Source organism: Leptospira jelokensis, from assembly GCF_004769635.1.
GTDB classification, from domain to species: domain Bacteria; phylum Spirochaetota; class Leptospiria; order Leptospirales; family Leptospiraceae; genus Leptospira_A; species Leptospira_A jelokensis.
Genome location: NZ_RQGH01000011.1, coordinates 89075 through 106205, shown reverse-complemented (window position 1 = coordinate 106205; position 17131 = coordinate 89075). Strand labels below are relative to the sequence as shown.

Annotated in this window: 15 protein-coding genes; 5 read left to right on the top strand and 10 right to left on the bottom strand. The window is 39.5% G+C overall.

Annotated elements, in window-relative coordinates; all coding sequences use genetic code 11:
* The first annotated feature begins 1 nt into the window (after nucleotide 1).
* Genes EHQ62_RS04990 through EHQ62_RS04980 form a run of 3 tightly spaced genes read left to right on the top strand, consistent with a single transcriptional unit; the run spans nucleotide 2 to nucleotide 3587 of the window.
* Nucleotides 2–1045, top strand: a complete 1044-nt coding sequence (locus EHQ62_RS04990) for a uroporphyrinogen decarboxylase family protein (protein WP_135641120.1) — start codon at nucleotides 2–4, stop codon at nucleotides 1043–1045.
* Nucleotides 1042–2382, top strand: a complete 1341-nt coding sequence (gene hemN, locus EHQ62_RS04985; RefSeq protein ID WP_135641119.1) for an oxygen-independent coproporphyrinogen III oxidase — start codon at nucleotides 1042–1044, stop codon at nucleotides 2380–2382. Before EHQ62_RS04990 ends, hemN begins: the two co-directional genes overlap by 4 nt.
* Nucleotides 2379–3587, top strand: coding sequence for a protoporphyrinogen/coproporphyrinogen oxidase (locus EHQ62_RS04980; RefSeq protein ID WP_135641118.1), 1209 nt, complete (start codon nucleotides 2379–2381; stop codon nucleotides 3585–3587). The genes hemN and EHQ62_RS04980 overlap by 4 nt, the downstream gene beginning before the upstream one ends.
* On the opposite strand, the gene hemH is transcribed toward EHQ62_RS04980, so the two are convergent.
* The 5 genes from hemH to EHQ62_RS04955 form a co-directional block, all read right to left on the bottom strand.
* Complete coding sequence (hemH, locus tag EHQ62_RS04975; RefSeq protein WP_135641431.1) at nucleotides 3561–4649, bottom strand: ferrochelatase; 1089 nt, start codon at nucleotides 4647–4649, stop codon at nucleotides 3561–3563. The genes EHQ62_RS04980 and hemH overlap by 27 nt on opposite strands.
* Complete coding sequence (gene topA / locus EHQ62_RS04970; RefSeq protein ID WP_244241667.1) at nucleotides 4639–6549, bottom strand: type I DNA topoisomerase; 1911 nt, start codon at nucleotides 6547–6549, stop codon at nucleotides 4639–4641. Before topA ends, hemH begins: the two co-directional genes overlap by 11 nt.
* A gap of 68 nt (nucleotides 6550–6617) precedes the next feature.
* Complete coding sequence (cysK, locus tag EHQ62_RS04965; RefSeq protein WP_015677941.1) at nucleotides 6618–7532, bottom strand: cysteine synthase A; 915 nt, start codon at nucleotides 7530–7532, stop codon at nucleotides 6618–6620.
* Between the two features lie 66 nt (nucleotides 7533–7598).
* Nucleotides 7599–8483: a HEAT repeat domain-containing protein gene (locus EHQ62_RS04960; RefSeq protein WP_135641116.1), complete on the bottom strand. Its 885-nt coding sequence runs from the start codon at nucleotides 8481–8483 to the stop codon at nucleotides 7599–7601.
* A gap of 41 nt (nucleotides 8484–8524) precedes the next feature.
* Nucleotides 8525–9073, bottom strand: a complete 549-nt coding sequence (locus tag EHQ62_RS04955; protein WP_012388157.1) for a polyhydroxyalkanoate synthesis regulator DNA-binding domain-containing protein — start codon at nucleotides 9071–9073, stop codon at nucleotides 8525–8527.
* 57 nt (nucleotides 9074–9130) lie between these two features.
* On the opposite strand from EHQ62_RS04955, the gene EHQ62_RS04950 reads away from it, so the two are divergent.
* Nucleotides 9131–10000, top strand: a complete 870-nt coding sequence (locus tag EHQ62_RS04950; protein WP_135641115.1) for a hypothetical protein — start codon at nucleotides 9131–9133, stop codon at nucleotides 9998–10000.
* 62 nt (nucleotides 10001–10062) lie between these two features.
* On the opposite strand, the gene EHQ62_RS04945 is transcribed toward EHQ62_RS04950, so the two are convergent.
* The 5 genes from EHQ62_RS04945 to EHQ62_RS04925 form a co-directional block, all read right to left on the bottom strand.
* Nucleotides 10063–10836 (bottom strand): hypothetical protein, encoded by a 774-nt coding sequence (locus EHQ62_RS04945; RefSeq protein WP_135641114.1) that lies wholly within the window; start codon nucleotides 10834–10836, stop codon nucleotides 10063–10065.
* A 17-nt stretch (nucleotides 10837–10853) separates the two neighbouring features.
* Complete coding sequence (locus EHQ62_RS04940) at nucleotides 10854–11291, bottom strand: TlpA family protein disulfide reductase (RefSeq protein ID WP_244241640.1); 438 nt, start codon at nucleotides 11289–11291, stop codon at nucleotides 10854–10856.
* A gap of 77 nt (nucleotides 11292–11368) precedes the next feature.
* Nucleotides 11369–12268 (bottom strand): decaprenyl-phosphate phosphoribosyltransferase, encoded by a 900-nt coding sequence (locus EHQ62_RS04935; protein WP_135641113.1) that lies wholly within the window; start codon nucleotides 12266–12268, stop codon nucleotides 11369–11371.
* The gene (locus EHQ62_RS04930; RefSeq protein WP_208720623.1) at nucleotides 12265–13278 is read right to left on the bottom strand and encodes a hypothetical protein; all 1014 of its coding nucleotides are present in this window, start codon (nucleotides 13276–13278) and stop codon (nucleotides 12265–12267) included. The genes EHQ62_RS04935 and EHQ62_RS04930 overlap by 4 nt, the downstream gene beginning before the upstream one ends.
* Nucleotides 13279–13338: 60 nt before the next feature.
* Nucleotides 13339–14865 carry a TrkH family potassium uptake protein gene (locus EHQ62_RS04925; protein WP_135641111.1) on the bottom strand — a complete coding sequence of 509 codons (1527 nt, stop codon included), beginning with the start codon at nucleotides 14863–14865 and terminating at the stop codon, nucleotides 13339–13341.
* Between the two features lie 126 nt (nucleotides 14866–14991).
* Here EHQ62_RS04925 and fusA point away from each other — a divergent pair, with 126 nt between their 5' ends.
* Nucleotides 14992–17112: an elongation factor G gene (gene fusA / locus EHQ62_RS04920; RefSeq protein ID WP_135641110.1), complete on the top strand. Its 2121-nt coding sequence runs from the start codon at nucleotides 14992–14994 to the stop codon at nucleotides 17110–17112.
* The last annotated feature ends 19 nt before the right edge of the window (nucleotides 17113–17131 follow it).

Below are 17131 nucleotides of genomic sequence, written 5' to 3'. Positions count from 1 at the left end.
CATGATCACAACAAAATACCACAATGAACGATTTGCGAATGCGATACATTTAGTGCCTCAAAATATCCCACCCATTTGGTTTATGCGCCAAGCGGGACGATACCATTCTCACTATCGCAAACTAAAAGAATCTCATAGTTTTATGGACTTGTGCAAAAATCCAGAACTTGCAGCAGAAGTTGCACTAGGCCCTGTCAAAGAATTTGGATTTGATGTCAGTATTTTATTTTCCGATTTACTCTTTCCCTTAGAAGCCTTAGGTATGGGATTAACATACGATCCTGGTCCCAAACTATCCTTTTCTCTTACTTCGGAGGCGGATCTAAACAAACTAAAAACTGTTGAAGATGCAATTGAAGGATTGTATTTCCAAAAAGAAGCAGTGAGATGCACAAGAGAAGTTTTACCAAAAGATGTATCTCTTATAGGATTTGTAGGTGGCCCTTTCACTCTGATGACTTATGCCAGCATAGGAAAACATGATGGAAATTTATCTTTTCTCAAAACCAATCAAAACTTTGTAGATGAATTTTATAAAATCCTTTTACCACTTTTAAAACAAAACATCGAATTGCAATTGCAAGGTGGTGCAGAAGTAGTGATGGTATTTGACACTGCAGCCGGAATGTTAGATCCAAACAATTTCCGACGTTATGTAACAGATCCGATCAAAGAACTCACAAAATCATTTCCAAATCAAATTGGTTATTATGCAAAAAATTCAACCGAAAGTCAAATTTCGCAAATCCACTCCGTCCCTAACTTGGTGGGATTTGGAGTGGACCATCGTTTTTCCATGCAATCAATCCTCAAGGAATTTGGTGGAAAAGGTTTTTTACAAGGGAACTTTGACCAAGAACTTTTATTCGCTGACCCTTCCACGCTAAAACAAAAAATAAATGAATACCTTTCTCCGATGAAGGATATGGATCCCAAAGACCGAGTGGGTTGGGTTGCTGGCCTTGGACACGGTGTTTTACAATTCACTCCGGAAACATCCGTTCATTTACTGATCGAAACCACAAGAAAGGTTTTTGGCGCATGAAACACTTACTTGAAAAATATGATACCCCTGCACCTAGATACACAAGTTATCCAACCGTGCCTTATTGGACAGACTCACCTTCCACCGAAGATTGTATCGAATCCTTAAACAAATACCTCGCTCCGATTGAATCGAAACTTGCTCTTTATTTACACATTCCCTTTTGTGAAACACTTTGTACATTTTGTGGGTGTAATACTTCTATCACCAAAAACCATGCAGTTGAAGAACCTTATGTGAGTGCCATCAAAAAGGAACTTGAATTGTATACCAAACATGTTTCCAATTTAAAAGGTAAAGAACTAAGCGAACTTCATTTAGGTGGAGGAAGTCCCACCTATTTATCTGATTACAACCTTCAATCCATAATTGAGTTTATATTCAATCAGTTATCTCCAGCCAAAGATCCACAGTATTCCATCGAAGTGGATCCAAGAAGGACAAGAGTTTCCCAACTCAAACTTTTACATAAATTAGGGTTCAAACGGATAAGCCTCGGAGTGCAAGATTTTGATCCCGAAGTACAACGACTAGTCAATCGTATCCAACCATACGAACTCACAGAAAATATAACTTTAGAAGCAAGAAACCTTGGATTTGATTCGGTAAATTTTGATTTAATTTATGGCCTTCCCAAACAATCACTAGATTCCATGAAGTACACAATGGATAAAACCTTGGAACTAAAACCTGATCGCATAGCGTTTTATTCCTACGCCCATGTACCATGGATCAAGGCATCACAACGACTTTTTACAGAAGAAGATTTACCTGTCCCTACACTCAAACGTGAGTTATATGAATTGGGAAGGTCCATCTTAGAAAAAGAAGGATACCGAGAAATTGGAATGGACCATTTTGCTTTGCCACATGATAAATTATGGAAGGCCTTTCATAATAAAACTTTGCATCGTAATTTTATGGGGTATAGCGATTCTAAAACAGATGTGATGTTGGGATTAGGGTCTTCGGCAATTTCAGAAACTCCCAATCTTTTTTTCCAAAACATCAAACTGGAGATGAAGTATCGTAAGTCTCTTGCAGCAAATAGTTTACCAATCTTTCGGGGACACAAACTCACACACTCCGACCAATTGAGAAAACAATTGATCTTAGAACTGATGACAACATGGCAAGTAAAGGTTCCAAATGAATTACAACCTCATACAAAAGAGTTTTTATCAGAAATGGAAAATGATCAACTTGTCACCTGGCACGATGGAACCTTAACTGTAACGAATTTAGGAAAACCATACTTAAGGATCGTTGCCATGGCATTTGATGAAAAATTGCAAAATACAAAACCAACAGGCCCAGTATTCTCTAAAGCGATATGAAAGAAGAAATTCATATTTATGGTGCAGGGATCACTGGATTATTTTTAGCATACCATCATGTAAAACGCGGTGACTCGGTCACTCTCTATGAAGAAAACAAAACACTTGGTGGAGTCATCGCCACAAAAAAAGTAAAAGAAGGTTTGGTGGAACAGGCTGCCAACGGTATCCTTCTCACAAAGGATATCAAAACGATGTTAGACGACATAGGGCTAAAGACCTTATTTCCGAAAAAGGCTTCCAAACGTAGGTATTTTTTTATCAATAAAAACTTATCCCAGTTTCCCATTTCCCTGTTCGCTGGCACGAAACTACTTTACTCCATTTTCCTAAAAAAATTAAAATTTTATCCAAATCTGAATTTTGAAGACTGGGGAAACATTACATTTGGTTCATCAGTAACAAAGAATATCATAGAACCTGCATTAGGAGGCATCTACGGAACTCGATTAAATGAATTACAAGCAGAAACTGTTTTTTCAAAGTGGGATGGAAGTGGAACGAGTACGATTTTTAAAGAAATCAAAAAAAACAAAATGAAAACATATGGAACTGTATCATTTCCGAATGGAATGGGAGATTTGGTATCCCATTTAATCGCCTACTTATCTCCCAAAATCAAAATCCAAACTGGAGTTTCCCTTTCTAGTATATCTGAAATAGAAAAACAAAAAGGATCTGTTCGAATCTGTATCTCCTTAAAAAAACTAACGCCAATCCTCGGAAATTTATTAAACCCAGAAGAAAAACCAAATTTACTCACTATTTCCACCGTTACCAGGTTTGGTGAGACAAGGTTAACCAAAAAACCATGTTTTGGAGTCCTTTTCGGAAAAGGAGAAGGGATAAAAGCACTTGGGGTTTTATGTAATTCTGATCTTTTTGAAGGACGAGTTACGGGCCATTTGCATTCAGAAACGTGGATTTATCCCAAGTTAGACGGGATTACAACTGATAAGGAAATGGAATCCATTGTTGAAACCGATAGAGAAGTGATCACAAAAAATAGAGAGAAGGCGAAAGCAATTTATAAAACCACTTGGGAAGGAGTTTTCCCGGCATACGACCGAAACCTTTTTTTATGTAACCAAAAACTCGATGAAATAGAAGCCAATTGGAAAAAACAAGGATTGGACATTCAATTTTTTGGAAATTATAGAAAAGGAATTGGTCTTAGATCAATTTTTGAAACGACAATGCCTTAAGGATTCACCTCCCCTTTCCTTACAGATACAGTTTTGTATCGAGGAATCAGCACCTAACACTTCTTCTGCTAAAAAATCTAAAAAAGACTCATACACCCCCAACGCGGGAATCCGAACAAATGTTTTTCCACCTTTTTCCCAGGTTAGTTCTTTAAATTGTTCTCCAATTTCTTCCAAAGTTTCCAAATGATCACTTACAAAACTAATGGGATACACTGCGATGTGTTTGCCATTGCTTGCAAGTTCTGATATTTTCTGAATGGTACTTGGCTCTGTCCACTTTGCAGGCCCCACCTTACTTTGGTAAGAGATATGAAATGATCCCCTAAACCCAAATTTTCGAAGTTCGCCCACGATTCCTTTTACAGAGGCCTCCACCTCTTCCATGTAACGATCCCCTTTCTCAATGAGTCGCATGGGAACACCATGTGCGGAAAACACGATATCTAAATCCTTCCAATCACAATTTGGTTTCTCTTCTGGATAATGTAAGTATTGATCTTTTCTGAGTTGGTCGGTAAAAAATTCATAAATAAATTGTGCCGTGAGTTTGAAGAAATTCTCCTTTAAACCAAAATGAGGTACATACCCCCCACTTCCTACTGGGCATTCACCAAACTTCTCCTCTAAAATTGCAAGTGTGGATAATACGGTTGAACGTGAAAACTGAGGGTATAAAGGTAAATACAAAGTATTTGTATTTGGTTTCGTAAATTCAGATTCTCTAATATTAGGAAATCCACATGCCATCGCTACCTTTACCTTCCACGGATTTCCAGAACGTTGGGTAAGGATTCTTTCCAATGCGTTTGCTTGTTTTTCCGTTTCAGCTACAAGAGGGGAACCACCTCCAAAGCCCATGGAATCATAAGTTTTTTTTACCTTAGGAGCCCTTTTTTTGGCGATGAAACGAGCAAGCCTGATCCTTAAAAATTCAGGAAGTGGCAAATCAAAGACAAATCGATCGGAGAATAAATCTTTTAAAAAAACTTCTATTTCATCTGAAGACCTAGGCCCTCCTAAGTTTACTAAAATTAATGTTTTCTCTATGTTATTTGTCATAAGTGATGTAGTCACAATGTGGGTAACGGGAACAAAAATAAATGGTTTTTCCATTTTTCCCAAGTTTGGTTTTCACAAAACCTTCCAAACATTTTGGGCAAGTTTGATTCGATCCTGTGTTTAGACTAACCTTAGATTTAGTTGGTTCTGGATTGATTTCAATATTTCTGTGATTGATTCCACTTGGTCTTTGATTTGAATTTGAATTTTTCTGCTTTTTATCTTCCGATTGGTTTGGATTTTTTTGAATTGATCCAACATTCATTTTTCTCGGAGATTTTAAAATTATTTGCAACTGATGATAAAAGGAGGAAACCAATTGCACTCTTGATTCTTTTTTTTCCGTGATTTGGTCAAGTTTAGTTTCTAAGTCTTTTGTAAACGACTCTCCAATCATTTCTCCAAAGTTTAAAAACAAATAGTCGTCCACTTTCATACCCAACGCAGACGGACCAATGTTCTTTTGGTATTCTACTATGTATTTTCTCTTTAATAAGGTTTCCAAAATGGTAGCATAGGTTGAGGGCCTTCCCACTCCCGTGTCTTCCATTTTTTGGATCAATTTGCCTTGGGTGTACCTTGTCGGTGGTTCTGTTTCTTTTTCTTCTATGGAATGTGTTTCATAGAAAAACGAATCCCCAACTTTGCCTAACAGATTCTTTTTTTCTCGTTTTTCGTTGATACCGTAAAAATTTTTAAAACCAAAATCAGATATGGCTTCAAAGGAATGTAAAAACAGATGGTTTCCAATGGGAAATTCATAAATCACTTCTTGTCCAATTTCAGGTTTCATCAACGAGACCAAAAATCGTTCCCAAATCAATTGGTATAATTTCCATTCATCCGCAGTTAAATACGATTTGATCAAATCAGGTCTCAGATTAGGATCGATCGGAACAACTGCTTCGTGAGCATCTTGCGAAAACTTTTTTTGTTTTTGGTTTTTACGATTCCCTTCCAAGAGAAGAGTTGGATAATGTTTCTTTAGAAAGTTTACACCTAACTCACGTTTTGAATCTGACACACGAGTGCTATCAGTTCGCATGTAAGTAATAAGACCTACTGTTTCTCCCGATTGTAATTTTTTTCCCTCAAATAAACTTTGAGCAATCCTCATTGTTTTTTTTGAATCAAATTTAAGGCTACGAAAACTAGATTCAAGTAAACTGGCTGTGGAAAAGGCTTTCGGAGGATTTCGATTGATTTTTTTGATTTTGATATGAGACAAAACCAATTCTTTTAACCTAGAAGGTTCTGGAAGGATTTGAATCTCCTTTAAAACTTGCTTGGTATCTTCAAGTTTCAATTTATCTTTGGATTGGTATTTGAGTTCTATGTTTTGATTTAAAAACGTTCCAATCAATTTTATTTGGTAATACGTTTCTTTAGAAAAATTCTGAATCTCTTTTTCTCTTTCGCATATCCAATGTAAAACGGTTGATTGGACTCGACCTGCAGAAAGAGTTGGAATTTTTAATTTTCTCCATAAATCAGGTGAGACTTCAAATCCAAATATACGATCCACCACACGCCTTGCAATTTGAGATTCAATGGACTGCCAATCGAGTCCCATTTTCTTTTGTAATTGAAGACTTAATTCGTCTTTTGTGATTTCTTTCAATCGCAATCGATACATTGGTTTCTTTAACTTTTTTAGTTCATCAAAACAATGTTTGGCGATTATCTCTCCTTCTCGATCAGGGTCACTTGCAATATAAATCGCAGATGATTTTTTTGCTTTCGTTTGGATTAACTGGAAGAGGTTTTTTTTACCTTTCAGCCATTCGTATTCAGGTTCAAAAGAGTTGGAGAAGTCCACTCCATAAGATTTGGGTGGTAGGTCTTTGATATGACCTTTGGTAGCAACAACCACCCAATCCTTACCTAAATAAGAACTGATGGTTGCTGCTTTTGTTGGTGATTCGACAATTAATAAATTGGTGATTTTACAATCTCGCTAAACAATGATTAAACGAAAAGTCCTTCTACTGATAAGTATCTTTCTCCTGTATCGTAACAGAAAGTTAATACTTTGGAACCAGCAGGAATTTCTTTTAATTTTTTAGAAACTGCCGCAAGACTAGCGCCAGAAGATGTTCCAATGAAAATGCCTTCTTTTTTAGCTGCAAGGACTGCCATTGTAAACGATTCTTCTTTTCCGACTGTGATGATTCCATCTAACAATTCTGTTTTGCAGTTTTTAGGAATGAACCCTGCTCCAATCCCTTGTAATGGGTGTGGTCCTGGTTTCCCTCCACTGAGGACAGGAGAACCTTCTGGTTCAACAGCAAACACTTTGAGTTTTGGAAAACGTTTTTTCAAATTTTCAGCACAACCTGAAATATGCCCACCAGTACCAACTCCAGTGATGATGTAATCCAATCCATCTGGAAAATCTTTTGCGATTTCTTCGGCGGTTTTTTCTCTGTGGACTTGGATGTTTGCTTCGTTTTCAAATTGTTGTGGCATCCATGCATTCGGATTTGCTGCTACCATTTCTTGTGCTTTTGCAATGGCACCAGGCATTCCTTTTTCTCTCGGAGTGAGTTCAAATTTTGCACCGTAAGCCGCCATGATGCGTCGTCTTTCCACAGACATATGTTCTGGCATCACTAGAGTGATCGCATAACCTTTCACAGCTGCAACCATCGCAAGGCCAATCCCTGTATTCCCAGATGTTGGCTCCACAATAATGGAATCTTTTTTTAGTTTTCCTGATTTTTCTGCGTCTTCGATCATTGCAAGGGCAATGCGATCCTTTATGGACCCACCTGGATTTTGTCTTTCTAGTTTCATATAAACTTCATGATCGGTTCCAAACAAACGAGACAATTTTACGTGTGGTGTGTTGCCAATGGCATCTAAAATACTATTAAATTTCATAATTTCTCCGTTTAGATCACATTTTTAAAAAAAATCTAGATTTGTCCACAATGAATTCATTCTCCCTTAGGGGCTACGAAATGAAATCAGGTACGAGTGGTCCTCTTTCATCTGAGATAATACGATTGGATGATTTTCCAGTTGGATCGCCTTTTCTAGGTAAGGTGCTGCAATTCGGAGATCCAAACGACGTAAAGCCTCGGATGCTTTTTTTCGCACCTCTGGATCCAAATCGGAAAGGAATTCCGTGACCGATTTAAAGTTTTGGTTGGGAAGTCTTTCGATCCCAACAATCCCTGCCAAAATTGCAATTCTTGCATACGGAATTTGTTCTTTTCCGAGTGCTTCCGAAAGAGAAGGTAAAAATTCCTTTCGTTTCGATTCATACATTGCATCTGCCGCAGAACTGCGGATATAAAAATTGGGGTGTGCCAATGCCTGTTTGATAGTTTTCTCAGATTCTTCTGAGAATGGCAAAGAACCTAATGCCCGTAAGATTTCACCACAAGCCAAAACCATGGAAATTTCGCCATCTTCATAAAAATAAGGACTGGAATTGGAATGCCTGTCGGCCACTCCATCAATGATCTTTCTTTGTTTAGGAGGGTTGTGTTCCACTAACTTCGGGGATTCATTTTGGAATGTTTTGATGAGGATGGGAACCGCAATTTTATCCCCTTCTTTTGCCAATGCCCTACTTGCATAAAATTTAACAGCAGGAGCATTGGTTTCACTCGTCGGAAAATTGGGGTTCCCTTCCAAAACAGAAAGGATGTCTCTTACCCCACGACTAGATTTAATGAATGTTAATCGATCAATGGCATCCCTGATTTCAAAAATGTCAGACGAGTTGAGTCGTTTCCTTTGTGTTTCAAAAAAGGTACTATCTGTTTCGGAATACAATCCGATGTTACCCAAAATGAAGAGTAACAGAACATATTGGAATTTCATTCATTCCCCCTGAAATAGGAGGACATCATAACCGATTTTGGTTAATTTTCTTTTAATTTTTCTGCGACTTCTTTTAATTTTTCAGATAGGTCGCCAAGGGTAGCCTTGTCTTCTTCCAAAATGGATTGGCTGAATTTTTCCAAATCCTTTTGGATTTGTTCCTTTTTTTCACTGGCACGGGAAGCCATTTTGCGGAGTAAATCCTCTCGGTAGAGGCTGAAATCGACTTCTTTTAATTCCCCCAGTTCCACCATGGAATTTACAATTTTTTCCAATCGTTCGCGGGTGAGGTAGTTGGCGCCGATCCCACCCAAAACCAATCGTTCAAATAATCCAGAAACGTCACGGCCAGTTTCCCTAATGAGGGAGGTTAACATAAAATTGGAAAAGTCTTCGTTCCTTTGACCAAGGCTCACCTTCAAAAATGTTTGCCCCAAAATTTTGGGTGTGATGTCTTCGCCAGAAAGATTGTCTTGGACTTTGATCTCTTCACCGCCGATGATCATCTTTGCCACATCTTCCAAAGTGATTGTGGAGCTAGTTTCTGGATCATAGAGCCTGCGGTTTGCGTATCGCTTGAGGAGCTTCATTGGAGATGCTTTTTAAAATGACTTTCAAGCCTAGGGGGTCAACTAAAATACAATCGTATGGACTCACTATTCGGTGCCGTTTTGACACAACTTCCAGAGCTTGAAAAACAGCTTTTGATTTCTTGGTTACAAGTAAACGGGCTCGTAGTGAAAGAATGTACAAACAAAAATTGGAAAGACTTTCCAGATTCCATTCGTGTGTTTTCCAAACCAACACCTGAACTTTCAAAAGAACTTTTGGATTGGAGCATCGAACCAATCTTATGCGGAAAATTCACAAAGGAAGAAAAAGGCCTATACCAAAAATCGGGAGTTTCACTCCATTGGGACAAACCCTTTTCCCAAATCCATAGTTTTCCCATTCAAAAATTACCCGAAAAAAAATTAACTTGGATTGTTTGTACAAAAAATCCCAATTTTGACCAAAACATTAATACCTTTCTTAAATCTTTGGGGTATCAAGTTTTTATAGAAGCAAACCCTGAATATCTAGTCAAAAGATTGTTAGTTGGTCCATGCCATTTTTTAATTTTGGATTGGGACAATTTGGATGCAAAAACTCTTGTCCCGGCCTTACAAAAAATCAAAGGTGAAAAACCCTTCCTTTCCATTGGAATCAAGGACTTTGATAAAGAACATTTGTATCGGGATTTAAAGATGGGGATCGGTGCAATATCGGAGGTTCTTGTAGGCATAAAAGAGTTTTGGAATGTTTTTTTAGAAAGTTTTCCACTTTCCGACGAAGTTGCCACTACAAAACTCTGGAGAGAATCTTCTTACTCCGCTACAAAACTAAGTTTTACCTTTCAGGAAAAACGAATCCCTGTTTCCATGAAACAAATCGAAACAATCATTGTAAGAGCAAATCCCATCGAAGATGAGCATTTCCATCGCATCGATTTGTTTCGTTGGTTATCTTCCTTATAAATTTGGATTTTAACGTTTCGTTCGGTTGCTATGTACCGGAGATTGTTTCTCGAAGATTTCTATCATTCGAATAACAACATATCATCACTTGATAGTTCCCCGGCTCCCCGGTTTGGAAATGCTTGTTCAAAAAATAAAGCTGCGAGTAAATCGAAGTCCTCATCTTCTTCCCTGTTTTCTAATTCCCAAATTTCATTCCTTCGTTTGATGAGAAGGGAAACTGTGGCATCTTCAAGTGCAAAATCGATTTTCAATCGATTGAGGGTGCGGATCCAAAAATTCAAATTATAAATGCTATAATCCCGGAAGTAGGTCAGCCCTGCAATGGTGGGTTCATATTTCAGGAGAGCTTCTGTCAAATAACAGGCTGTTTTTAAATCTTCTGTGGCACCCGTTTCTTTGTAATTGCGGTAAATATGGTGGATCGTTTCATGCATCGACATGGTGGAATGGTAAGAGTCTTCGATAAGGCGTATGGAATCAGGGTGTGATTCCATGTAAGCAAAGATGTCCACAATCTCTCCCTTTTCCTTGGCTTCTTTCCGTGCAAGATCACAAGTTTCCTCCGTGATCTTTGGATCCACAAGTAAAATGAACAGGTATTTGGTTTCAAACGCGAACCTAGATTCTTTGGGAATGTAGTACTCAATCCAAATGGGTTCTTTGTAATAATCGATGGATTCTTGGAAACTGAGTTCTGGTGTGACTTTGAGGGACTTAAGTTTCTTTACGTCATCGGTGATGACTTTTTTCCCTTCTACCCTTGTTTTACTTCGTTTGATTTGGCGAAGTTCCGACTTATTCAAAAGCGGTTTGGGTTTGAAGCTCGAGTCCATGTTATACTATCGACATTTTAAAAAAAACGCAAAAGAAAAGTGCGGATCCAAAATCCAATGGGACTGACAATCCCCGAATCAGAAAAAACCACTTTCCCCTCCCCATTCAAAAAGAGAGTGGTTGGATAGGCTGTCACCCTCCATTCCTTTAACATCCGATAGTCTGCGGTGTAAAGGGGAGTTTTGTTTTCCTCCCACTGGTTCCTGAGTAATTCTTTTGTCTCTTCTGAATCTTCGGATTCCAAAACGGATAAAAACAAGGTCCCTTTCGGCAAAAACTTCAAATTGGCCTCGAGGATAGGGGCATAAGCCTTACAAACCGTGCACCAGGTGGCCCAGAAGTACACCACCTTGGGGTGGCCCTTCCAGGAATTTGCTTCCGTAGGTGTGGTGGCTAGGGCCTCAATGGGGATGCCTGGACTTGTGTCTCGGGCTTTGAAATAAGCAAAACCCAAGGTCGTTGAAAAAAAGCAAACAAAGGCAAAAACGACCTTCCACCCATACGGCAATTGTTTCCAGAATCGCATCATCTCTATTGGTAGACTGGTGGTTGGCCGGATAAGTTCCCAAACATTAAAAATAAGATGAGTAATAACCAAATGAAACCAGAAACAAGAACACTCACATCGGTGAGAATGGCCCTCGTGGGATTATGGCCCATGTTTTTGATGTAGATGATGTAGAGAGACCGAAAAATCGCATACACAACAATGGGCACTGTGTACACCATATAAGGAGTCCCTAAACTTTTTGCAGTATCTGGGCTAACTGTATACATCACATAACTAACAAGAGTTAATGTTGCAACAACGGCCATCATCAAATCTAAAAATTCGATTGAGTATTCTTCCAAAATTTTGCGGTGTTTGCCTGCTTCGGTTTTGAGGATGTTGATCTCCCCTCTTCGTTTGGAAAATCCCCAAAAGAGAGCCAACATAAACGTACATAGCAATAACCAATGGGAAAACTCAACACCAATGACAACAGCACCCGCAATGGCCCTTAATACAAACCCAATGGAGATACTCATCACATCTAAGATCACGATGTGTTTTAAGACCTTACTGTACAACATGTTGAATAAGAGATAAAAAATCGTAAGGTAAAAGAAAACTGGGGAAAGTTTATAAGATCCAATGAGTGCAATGGGAAGGATCACACCTGTGATCGCAAGTGCAATGCCCGAATCCAAATCACCACTCGCAAGAGGTCTGTGTTTTTTTTCTGGGTGAGTCGCGTCTTCTTTTTGGTCAAGGAAATCGTTGAATACATATTGACAACTTGCAACAAGTGAAAAAAACAAAAACGCCAAACATACTTTTGTCAAAGAAGGAAGGTCAAAGATTCGTTTTGAAAAAATGAGTCCCGCAAAAAGGATGATATTTTTGATCCACTGTGGGATCCGCATGAGTTTTAAATATAGGTAAATCATTTTTTCTTTAATTTATGTGCTTCGATGTATTTCATTTTGACTTTAATTGTTTTTGCACCTTCTACTGGTGGAAAAACCAAAAGGATTTGTGGGTCTCTTCCCGTTGTCACCATTTCCACAAGTTCACCAGGTTGTTGTTTTCCTGCTGTTTTGATATCGGAGATCTTTAAGAAGTCTTGGTAATCTTCCGGGAGAAGGTTTTGGCTTACGATGATTTTTTTGGAATAAAGAGTTCTCCCTTTCCCGTCCAAAATTTGGAATTCATCCAAAACAAAATGAATCCCCCTTTGTTCTAATGGATCAATCCTAAGCCCACCAAATTTTGCCATGGAATCAGGTAAGGCAAACACATACTCATTCCATTCCCCAATCTTTTGTTTGGAAACTGGCATGGATACCATTTGTGATTCGGAAGTTTGTGGGTGTTCTTTGTCAGCGAAACTATACAATTTGATGTTTTGGTCTTTCATCACTGGGAATTTGTATTGGTAATACAAAACGCCAAACACTGACAAGGATAGGATGGAAGAGATGAGGATGATTCGGATTTTGCGAACGGATTTGAACTGGTCCAAAGTTGTGAACCAATTGGTACGGAATTGTTTTTTGGATTCACCTAATAAAAAATCATAAGTTACGAGGCATGACTCAAAGAGATCGTTTAACTTTGAATCATCGGTTGTTCCTTCTTTGGAATAACCAGAAAGGAATTGGAATGCTTTTGTTTTGGATTCAGGGATGGAAAACCCACCCAAATCCCCTTCCAATGGAATGGTGTTTTTCCCAGTGAGTGATTGGTAAAAATTCACCATATCATACACCAGGTATTTCATCAAAATATTGGCATCTTCTAACTTGTCATTGGAAATCAGAATCTCAAGTGATTCCAAACGAGATTCCATTTGGTTTAATTTTTGTTTTTTCTCTTTTTTGATTTCCTCAAACTGCGTTTCTTCTGCGCTTAAGTCAGGGGATTTCCATTTCGAAAACAATATTTCTTTGAATGACATTTTCACAACTACCAATCCTTCTTGTGCCTAAAATTCCTAAAACTGATTTTTTGATCCATTTTATCCAACTTGGATTTTTACACCATCGTCTACAGTTCCCATCTTGGGAACCCCTGAGTGGCCCGTTGCTGCAATGAGAACGGTAAATATCCCGACTCGGCCCACATACATCACAGCAGCATAAAATAATTTTTCAATATCACCCAATTGAGACGTAAGGTTCAAACTGAAACCAACTGTCGAAAAAGAGGAGATCAATTCAAAAAAAATCACATGGAGCGAATGTTGGTTTTGGTCTAAAATACCGAGTAAAATAAAAACAAAAGCAAGGGCCACTGTCGCTAAAAAATAAACCCTTATGGCAACGGCTACCGAGTTTTTAGAAACCGTTTCACCAAATAACATCACTGGTTTTGCAGGTTGGATCACGTTTTTTAAATACGCCAGTAACAAAACAAAAGTTGTGATTTTGATACCTCCTGCTGTCCCTTGAGGGCCACCACCAATAAACATGAGTACTGTGATGATGATCACAGTGGCATCATTTAGATGCCCAAGGTCCATTGTGGAAAAACCAGCTGTCCTCGAACAGACCGACATAAAAAATGCATTGGAGATTTTATCAACAACGTCCATATTATGAAATGTATGTGGGTTGGAACGTTCTAAAAAATAAATACCAACAAAACCAAATAACAGCAAGGCGAACGATCCGTACACCAAAAGTTTGGATTGGATCCTTGTGGTCTCTCCGCGTAAGTGTTTGTTGTATTCTTCAATTCTATTTTCCAAGATGGCAGAAAATTGTGCGGGTAATAACAAAAACCTGGGAACATTTCCTGTTTTTAATGCTTTCTCCATCATTAACGTTTCCGCCAATACTTCGATGCGGTAAACTATGCGAACAAAAACTGTGAGTAATACTTTCTCCAGTAAGATGATCACAGGAAATCCAATCCCACCAAAGATCACAAGTCCTGAAACAATATAAAGAGAAAATGGATCGAGTCTTAAGGCACTGAGGTCATCCGTAATCGAAAAACCGGCGTTATTAAAAGAAGACACTGCCGTGAATAGTGAGTAAAACCATCTTGTATTCTCCCCTTCCACTCCCTCTGGCATATGGAGGTACAAACCAATGGCTCCCAAAATTTCGATGGAAAAGGAGATATTGATGACAGAGAGTAAAATGCGATTCACTTCACTGGTTTCTAGGGATTCGGTTTCGGATTGGTTATCGATCGCCGCACCCACAAAGGCATTAAACCTGGCATTCCTTGAAATCCCTTTGGTGATGAGAAATCCTACAATCACAGTAAAGCTGATGATCCCGAGTCCCCCGAGTTGGATGAGGAATAACATGATCCAGTGCGTGCTTGGACTGAGGCCTGAAAGGGGGATGGGAGAAAGGCCTGTCACACAGATGGAGGAAGCCGAAAGGTAAAGGCTATCGACGTAGGACAACTCCCCTGCTTCTGCAATGTAGAGGGCAAAGGAACCTAGGAAGATTGCCGCAAAAAAACCAAGGCAGACCACTCGGGCAAAGGACAAGGTCCGAAAAAATCGTTTGAAACGAGCAAGTGGCATATTTCCCTATTCTCTACTTTCTCCAGGATTTTCCCTCTAACCAAAAATCCCAAGTACTTTACAAACGCAGTCCATTTCAGATTTTGGTAGAATCAATTCAACTTTAACCTTATTTTTGAGGAAAATATGACCTCTGCGACGCAAGCAACAAAACGTGATCCAAAATTGGAAAGAATCCGTAACATCGGGATTTCCGCACACATTGACTCAGGGAAAACAACCCTTACAGAACGTATTTTATTTTATACGAACAAAATCCATGCCATCCACGAAGTACGTGGAAAAGACGGTGTGGGTGCTACTATGGACAGTATGGACCTCGAAAGAGAAAGAGGGATTACCATCCAATCAGCGGCAACTTACGCTACTTGGAAAGACATCACCATCAACATCATCGACACTCCCGGCCACGTTGACTTCACCATCGAAGTAGAACGCTCCCTTCGTGTTCTTGACTCGGCCATTATGGTCCTTTGTGGGGTTGCGGGTGTTCAGTCTCAGTCCATCACGGTTGACCGTCAGATGAAACGTTACAATGTTCCTCGTGTTGCCTTTATCAACAAACTCGATCGAACTGGTGCAAACCCATGGAGGGTGATCGAACAACTCCGTGAAAAACTCCACCTGAATGCACATGCCGTTCAACTTCCGATTGGTCTAGAAAACGACCTCAAAGGTGTGGTAGACCTAGTTGAGATGAAGGCGTATTATTTTGAAGGTCCAAACGGACAAGATATCAAAATCACTGACATCCCTGAGGAACTCAAAGACCAAGCAAACGAAAAACGGGAAGCTCTTCTTGATGCAGTTTCGCTTTTCAGTGACGAACTCACGGAAGAGATGTTAGAAGGAACACCATCGGAAGCACGCGTGAAAGAAGCGATCCGTCGTGGTGTTCTTGCGCTTAAGTTTGTCCCTGTGTTTATGGGATCTGCTTTCAAAAACAAAGGAGTGCAAAGACTTCTCGACGGAGTTGCTGATTACCTTGCCTCTCCTTACGACGTGGAGAACACTGCCAAAGAAATCGGAAACGAAGAAAACGAACTTGTTTTGGACTCCGATCCAGAAAAACCACTCGTTTGTTTAGCGTTCAAACTAGAAGACGGTCGTTACGGTCAGTTAACCTATGTTCGTGTTTACCAAGGTAGACTCGAAAAAGGGATGACGATCTACAACTCCTCTAACAACAAACGCCATAATATCGGACGCCTTGTTCGTATGCACTCTAACGAAATGGAAGATATTTCCAAAGCAGAAGCGGGTGACATCGTTGCCCTTTTCGGAATCGATTGTGCTTCTGGGGATACGTTCACTGATGGAAAAACAAAACTCACAATGGAGTCAATGTTTGTTCCAAACCCGGTGATCTCACTTACCATTGAATGTAAAGAATCAAAACAACTTCCAAACCTTGCCAAAGCCCTTAACCGTTTCACAAAAGAAGATCCAACCTTCCAAACGGAAATTGATAAAGAGTCTGGCCAAACCATCATCAAAGGGATGGGAGAACTCCACCTCGAAGTATACATCGAACGGATGAAACGTGAGTATGGTGTGGATCTTGTCACTGGTGCACCTCAGGTGGCTTACCGTGAGACAATCACAAAATCTGCTGAGTTTGATTACACTCATAAAAAACAAACGGGTGGTCAAGGTCAGTTCTCTCGTGTGGCAGGTTACATTGAACCAATCCCACAAGAAGAAGGAAAAGATTACGAATTCGTGGATAAAATCGTGGGTGGTTCCATCCCTCGTGAATACATCGGATCTTGTGATAAGGGTTTCCGCTCTTGTTTGGAAAGAGGATCGCTCATCGGCTTCCCTATCATTGGTGTTCGTTGTGTGATCAATGACGGTGCCTACCATGATGTGGATTCCTCCGATATGGCATTCCAAATTGGTGCTCGTTACGGATTCCGCCAAGGTTTCGCAAAAGCAGCTCCAATCATCCTTGAGCCAATCATGCGTGTGGAAGTAGAAGGACCTACAGAATTCCAAGGAGCCATCCTTGCTTCTGTAAACCAAAGACGTGGTATGATCCTAAACACAACAGAAGAGAATGGTTATGCTAAAATTGAAGCAGAAGTCCCTCTAGCTGATATGTTTGGATACTCCACAGTGCTTCGTTCTTCTACCCAAGGAAAGGCTGAGTTTGCGATGGAATTCTCCAAGTATGCTCCAGTTCCTAGAAACGTGGCGGAAGAATTGATGAAAAAATACAAAGTCAATAACAAAGAAGAAGATTAAAACTTCGGTTTTCAATCAG

Excerpts from the sequence above, each read along its gene's own strand:
- EHQ62_RS04990 (WP_135641120.1), top strand. The coding sequence starts at position 2 with ATGATCACAACAAAATACCACAATGAACGATTTGCGAATGCGATACAT.
- hemN (WP_135641119.1), top strand. The coding sequence starts at position 1,042 with ATGAAACACTTACTTGAAAAATATGATACCCCTGCACCTAGATACACA.
- EHQ62_RS04980 (WP_135641118.1), top strand. The coding sequence starts at position 2,379 with ATGAAAGAAGAAATTCATATTTATGGTGCAGGGATCACTGGATTATTT.
- hemH (WP_135641431.1), bottom strand. The coding sequence starts at position 4,649 with ATGACAAATAACATAGAGAAAACATTAATTTTAGTAAACTTAGGAGGG.
- cysK (WP_015677941.1), bottom strand. The coding sequence starts at position 7,532 with ATGAAATTTAATAGTATTTTAGATGCCATTGGCAACACACCACACGTA.
- EHQ62_RS04960 (WP_135641116.1), bottom strand. The coding sequence starts at position 8,483 with ATGAAATTCCAATATGTTCTGTTACTCTTCATTTTGGGTAACATCGGA.
- EHQ62_RS04955 (WP_012388157.1), bottom strand. The coding sequence starts at position 9,073 with ATGAAGCTCCTCAAGCGATACGCAAACCGCAGGCTCTATGATCCAGAA.
- EHQ62_RS04950 (WP_135641115.1), top strand. The coding sequence starts at position 9,131 with ATGGACTCACTATTCGGTGCCGTTTTGACACAACTTCCAGAGCTTGAA.
- EHQ62_RS04945 (WP_135641114.1), bottom strand. The coding sequence starts at position 10,836 with ATGGACTCGAGCTTCAAACCCAAACCGCTTTTGAATAAGTCGGAACTT.
- EHQ62_RS04935 (WP_135641113.1), bottom strand. The coding sequence starts at position 12,268 with ATGATTTACCTATATTTAAAACTCATGCGGATCCCACAGTGGATCAAA.
- EHQ62_RS04930 (WP_208720623.1), bottom strand. The coding sequence starts at position 13,278 with ATGTCATTCAAAGAAATATTGTTTTCGAAATGGAAATCCCCTGACTTA.
- EHQ62_RS04925 (WP_135641111.1), bottom strand. The coding sequence starts at position 14,865 with ATGCCACTTGCTCGTTTCAAACGATTTTTTCGGACCTTGTCCTTTGCC.
- fusA (WP_135641110.1), top strand. The coding sequence starts at position 14,992 with ATGACCTCTGCGACGCAAGCAACAAAACGTGATCCAAAATTGGAAAGA.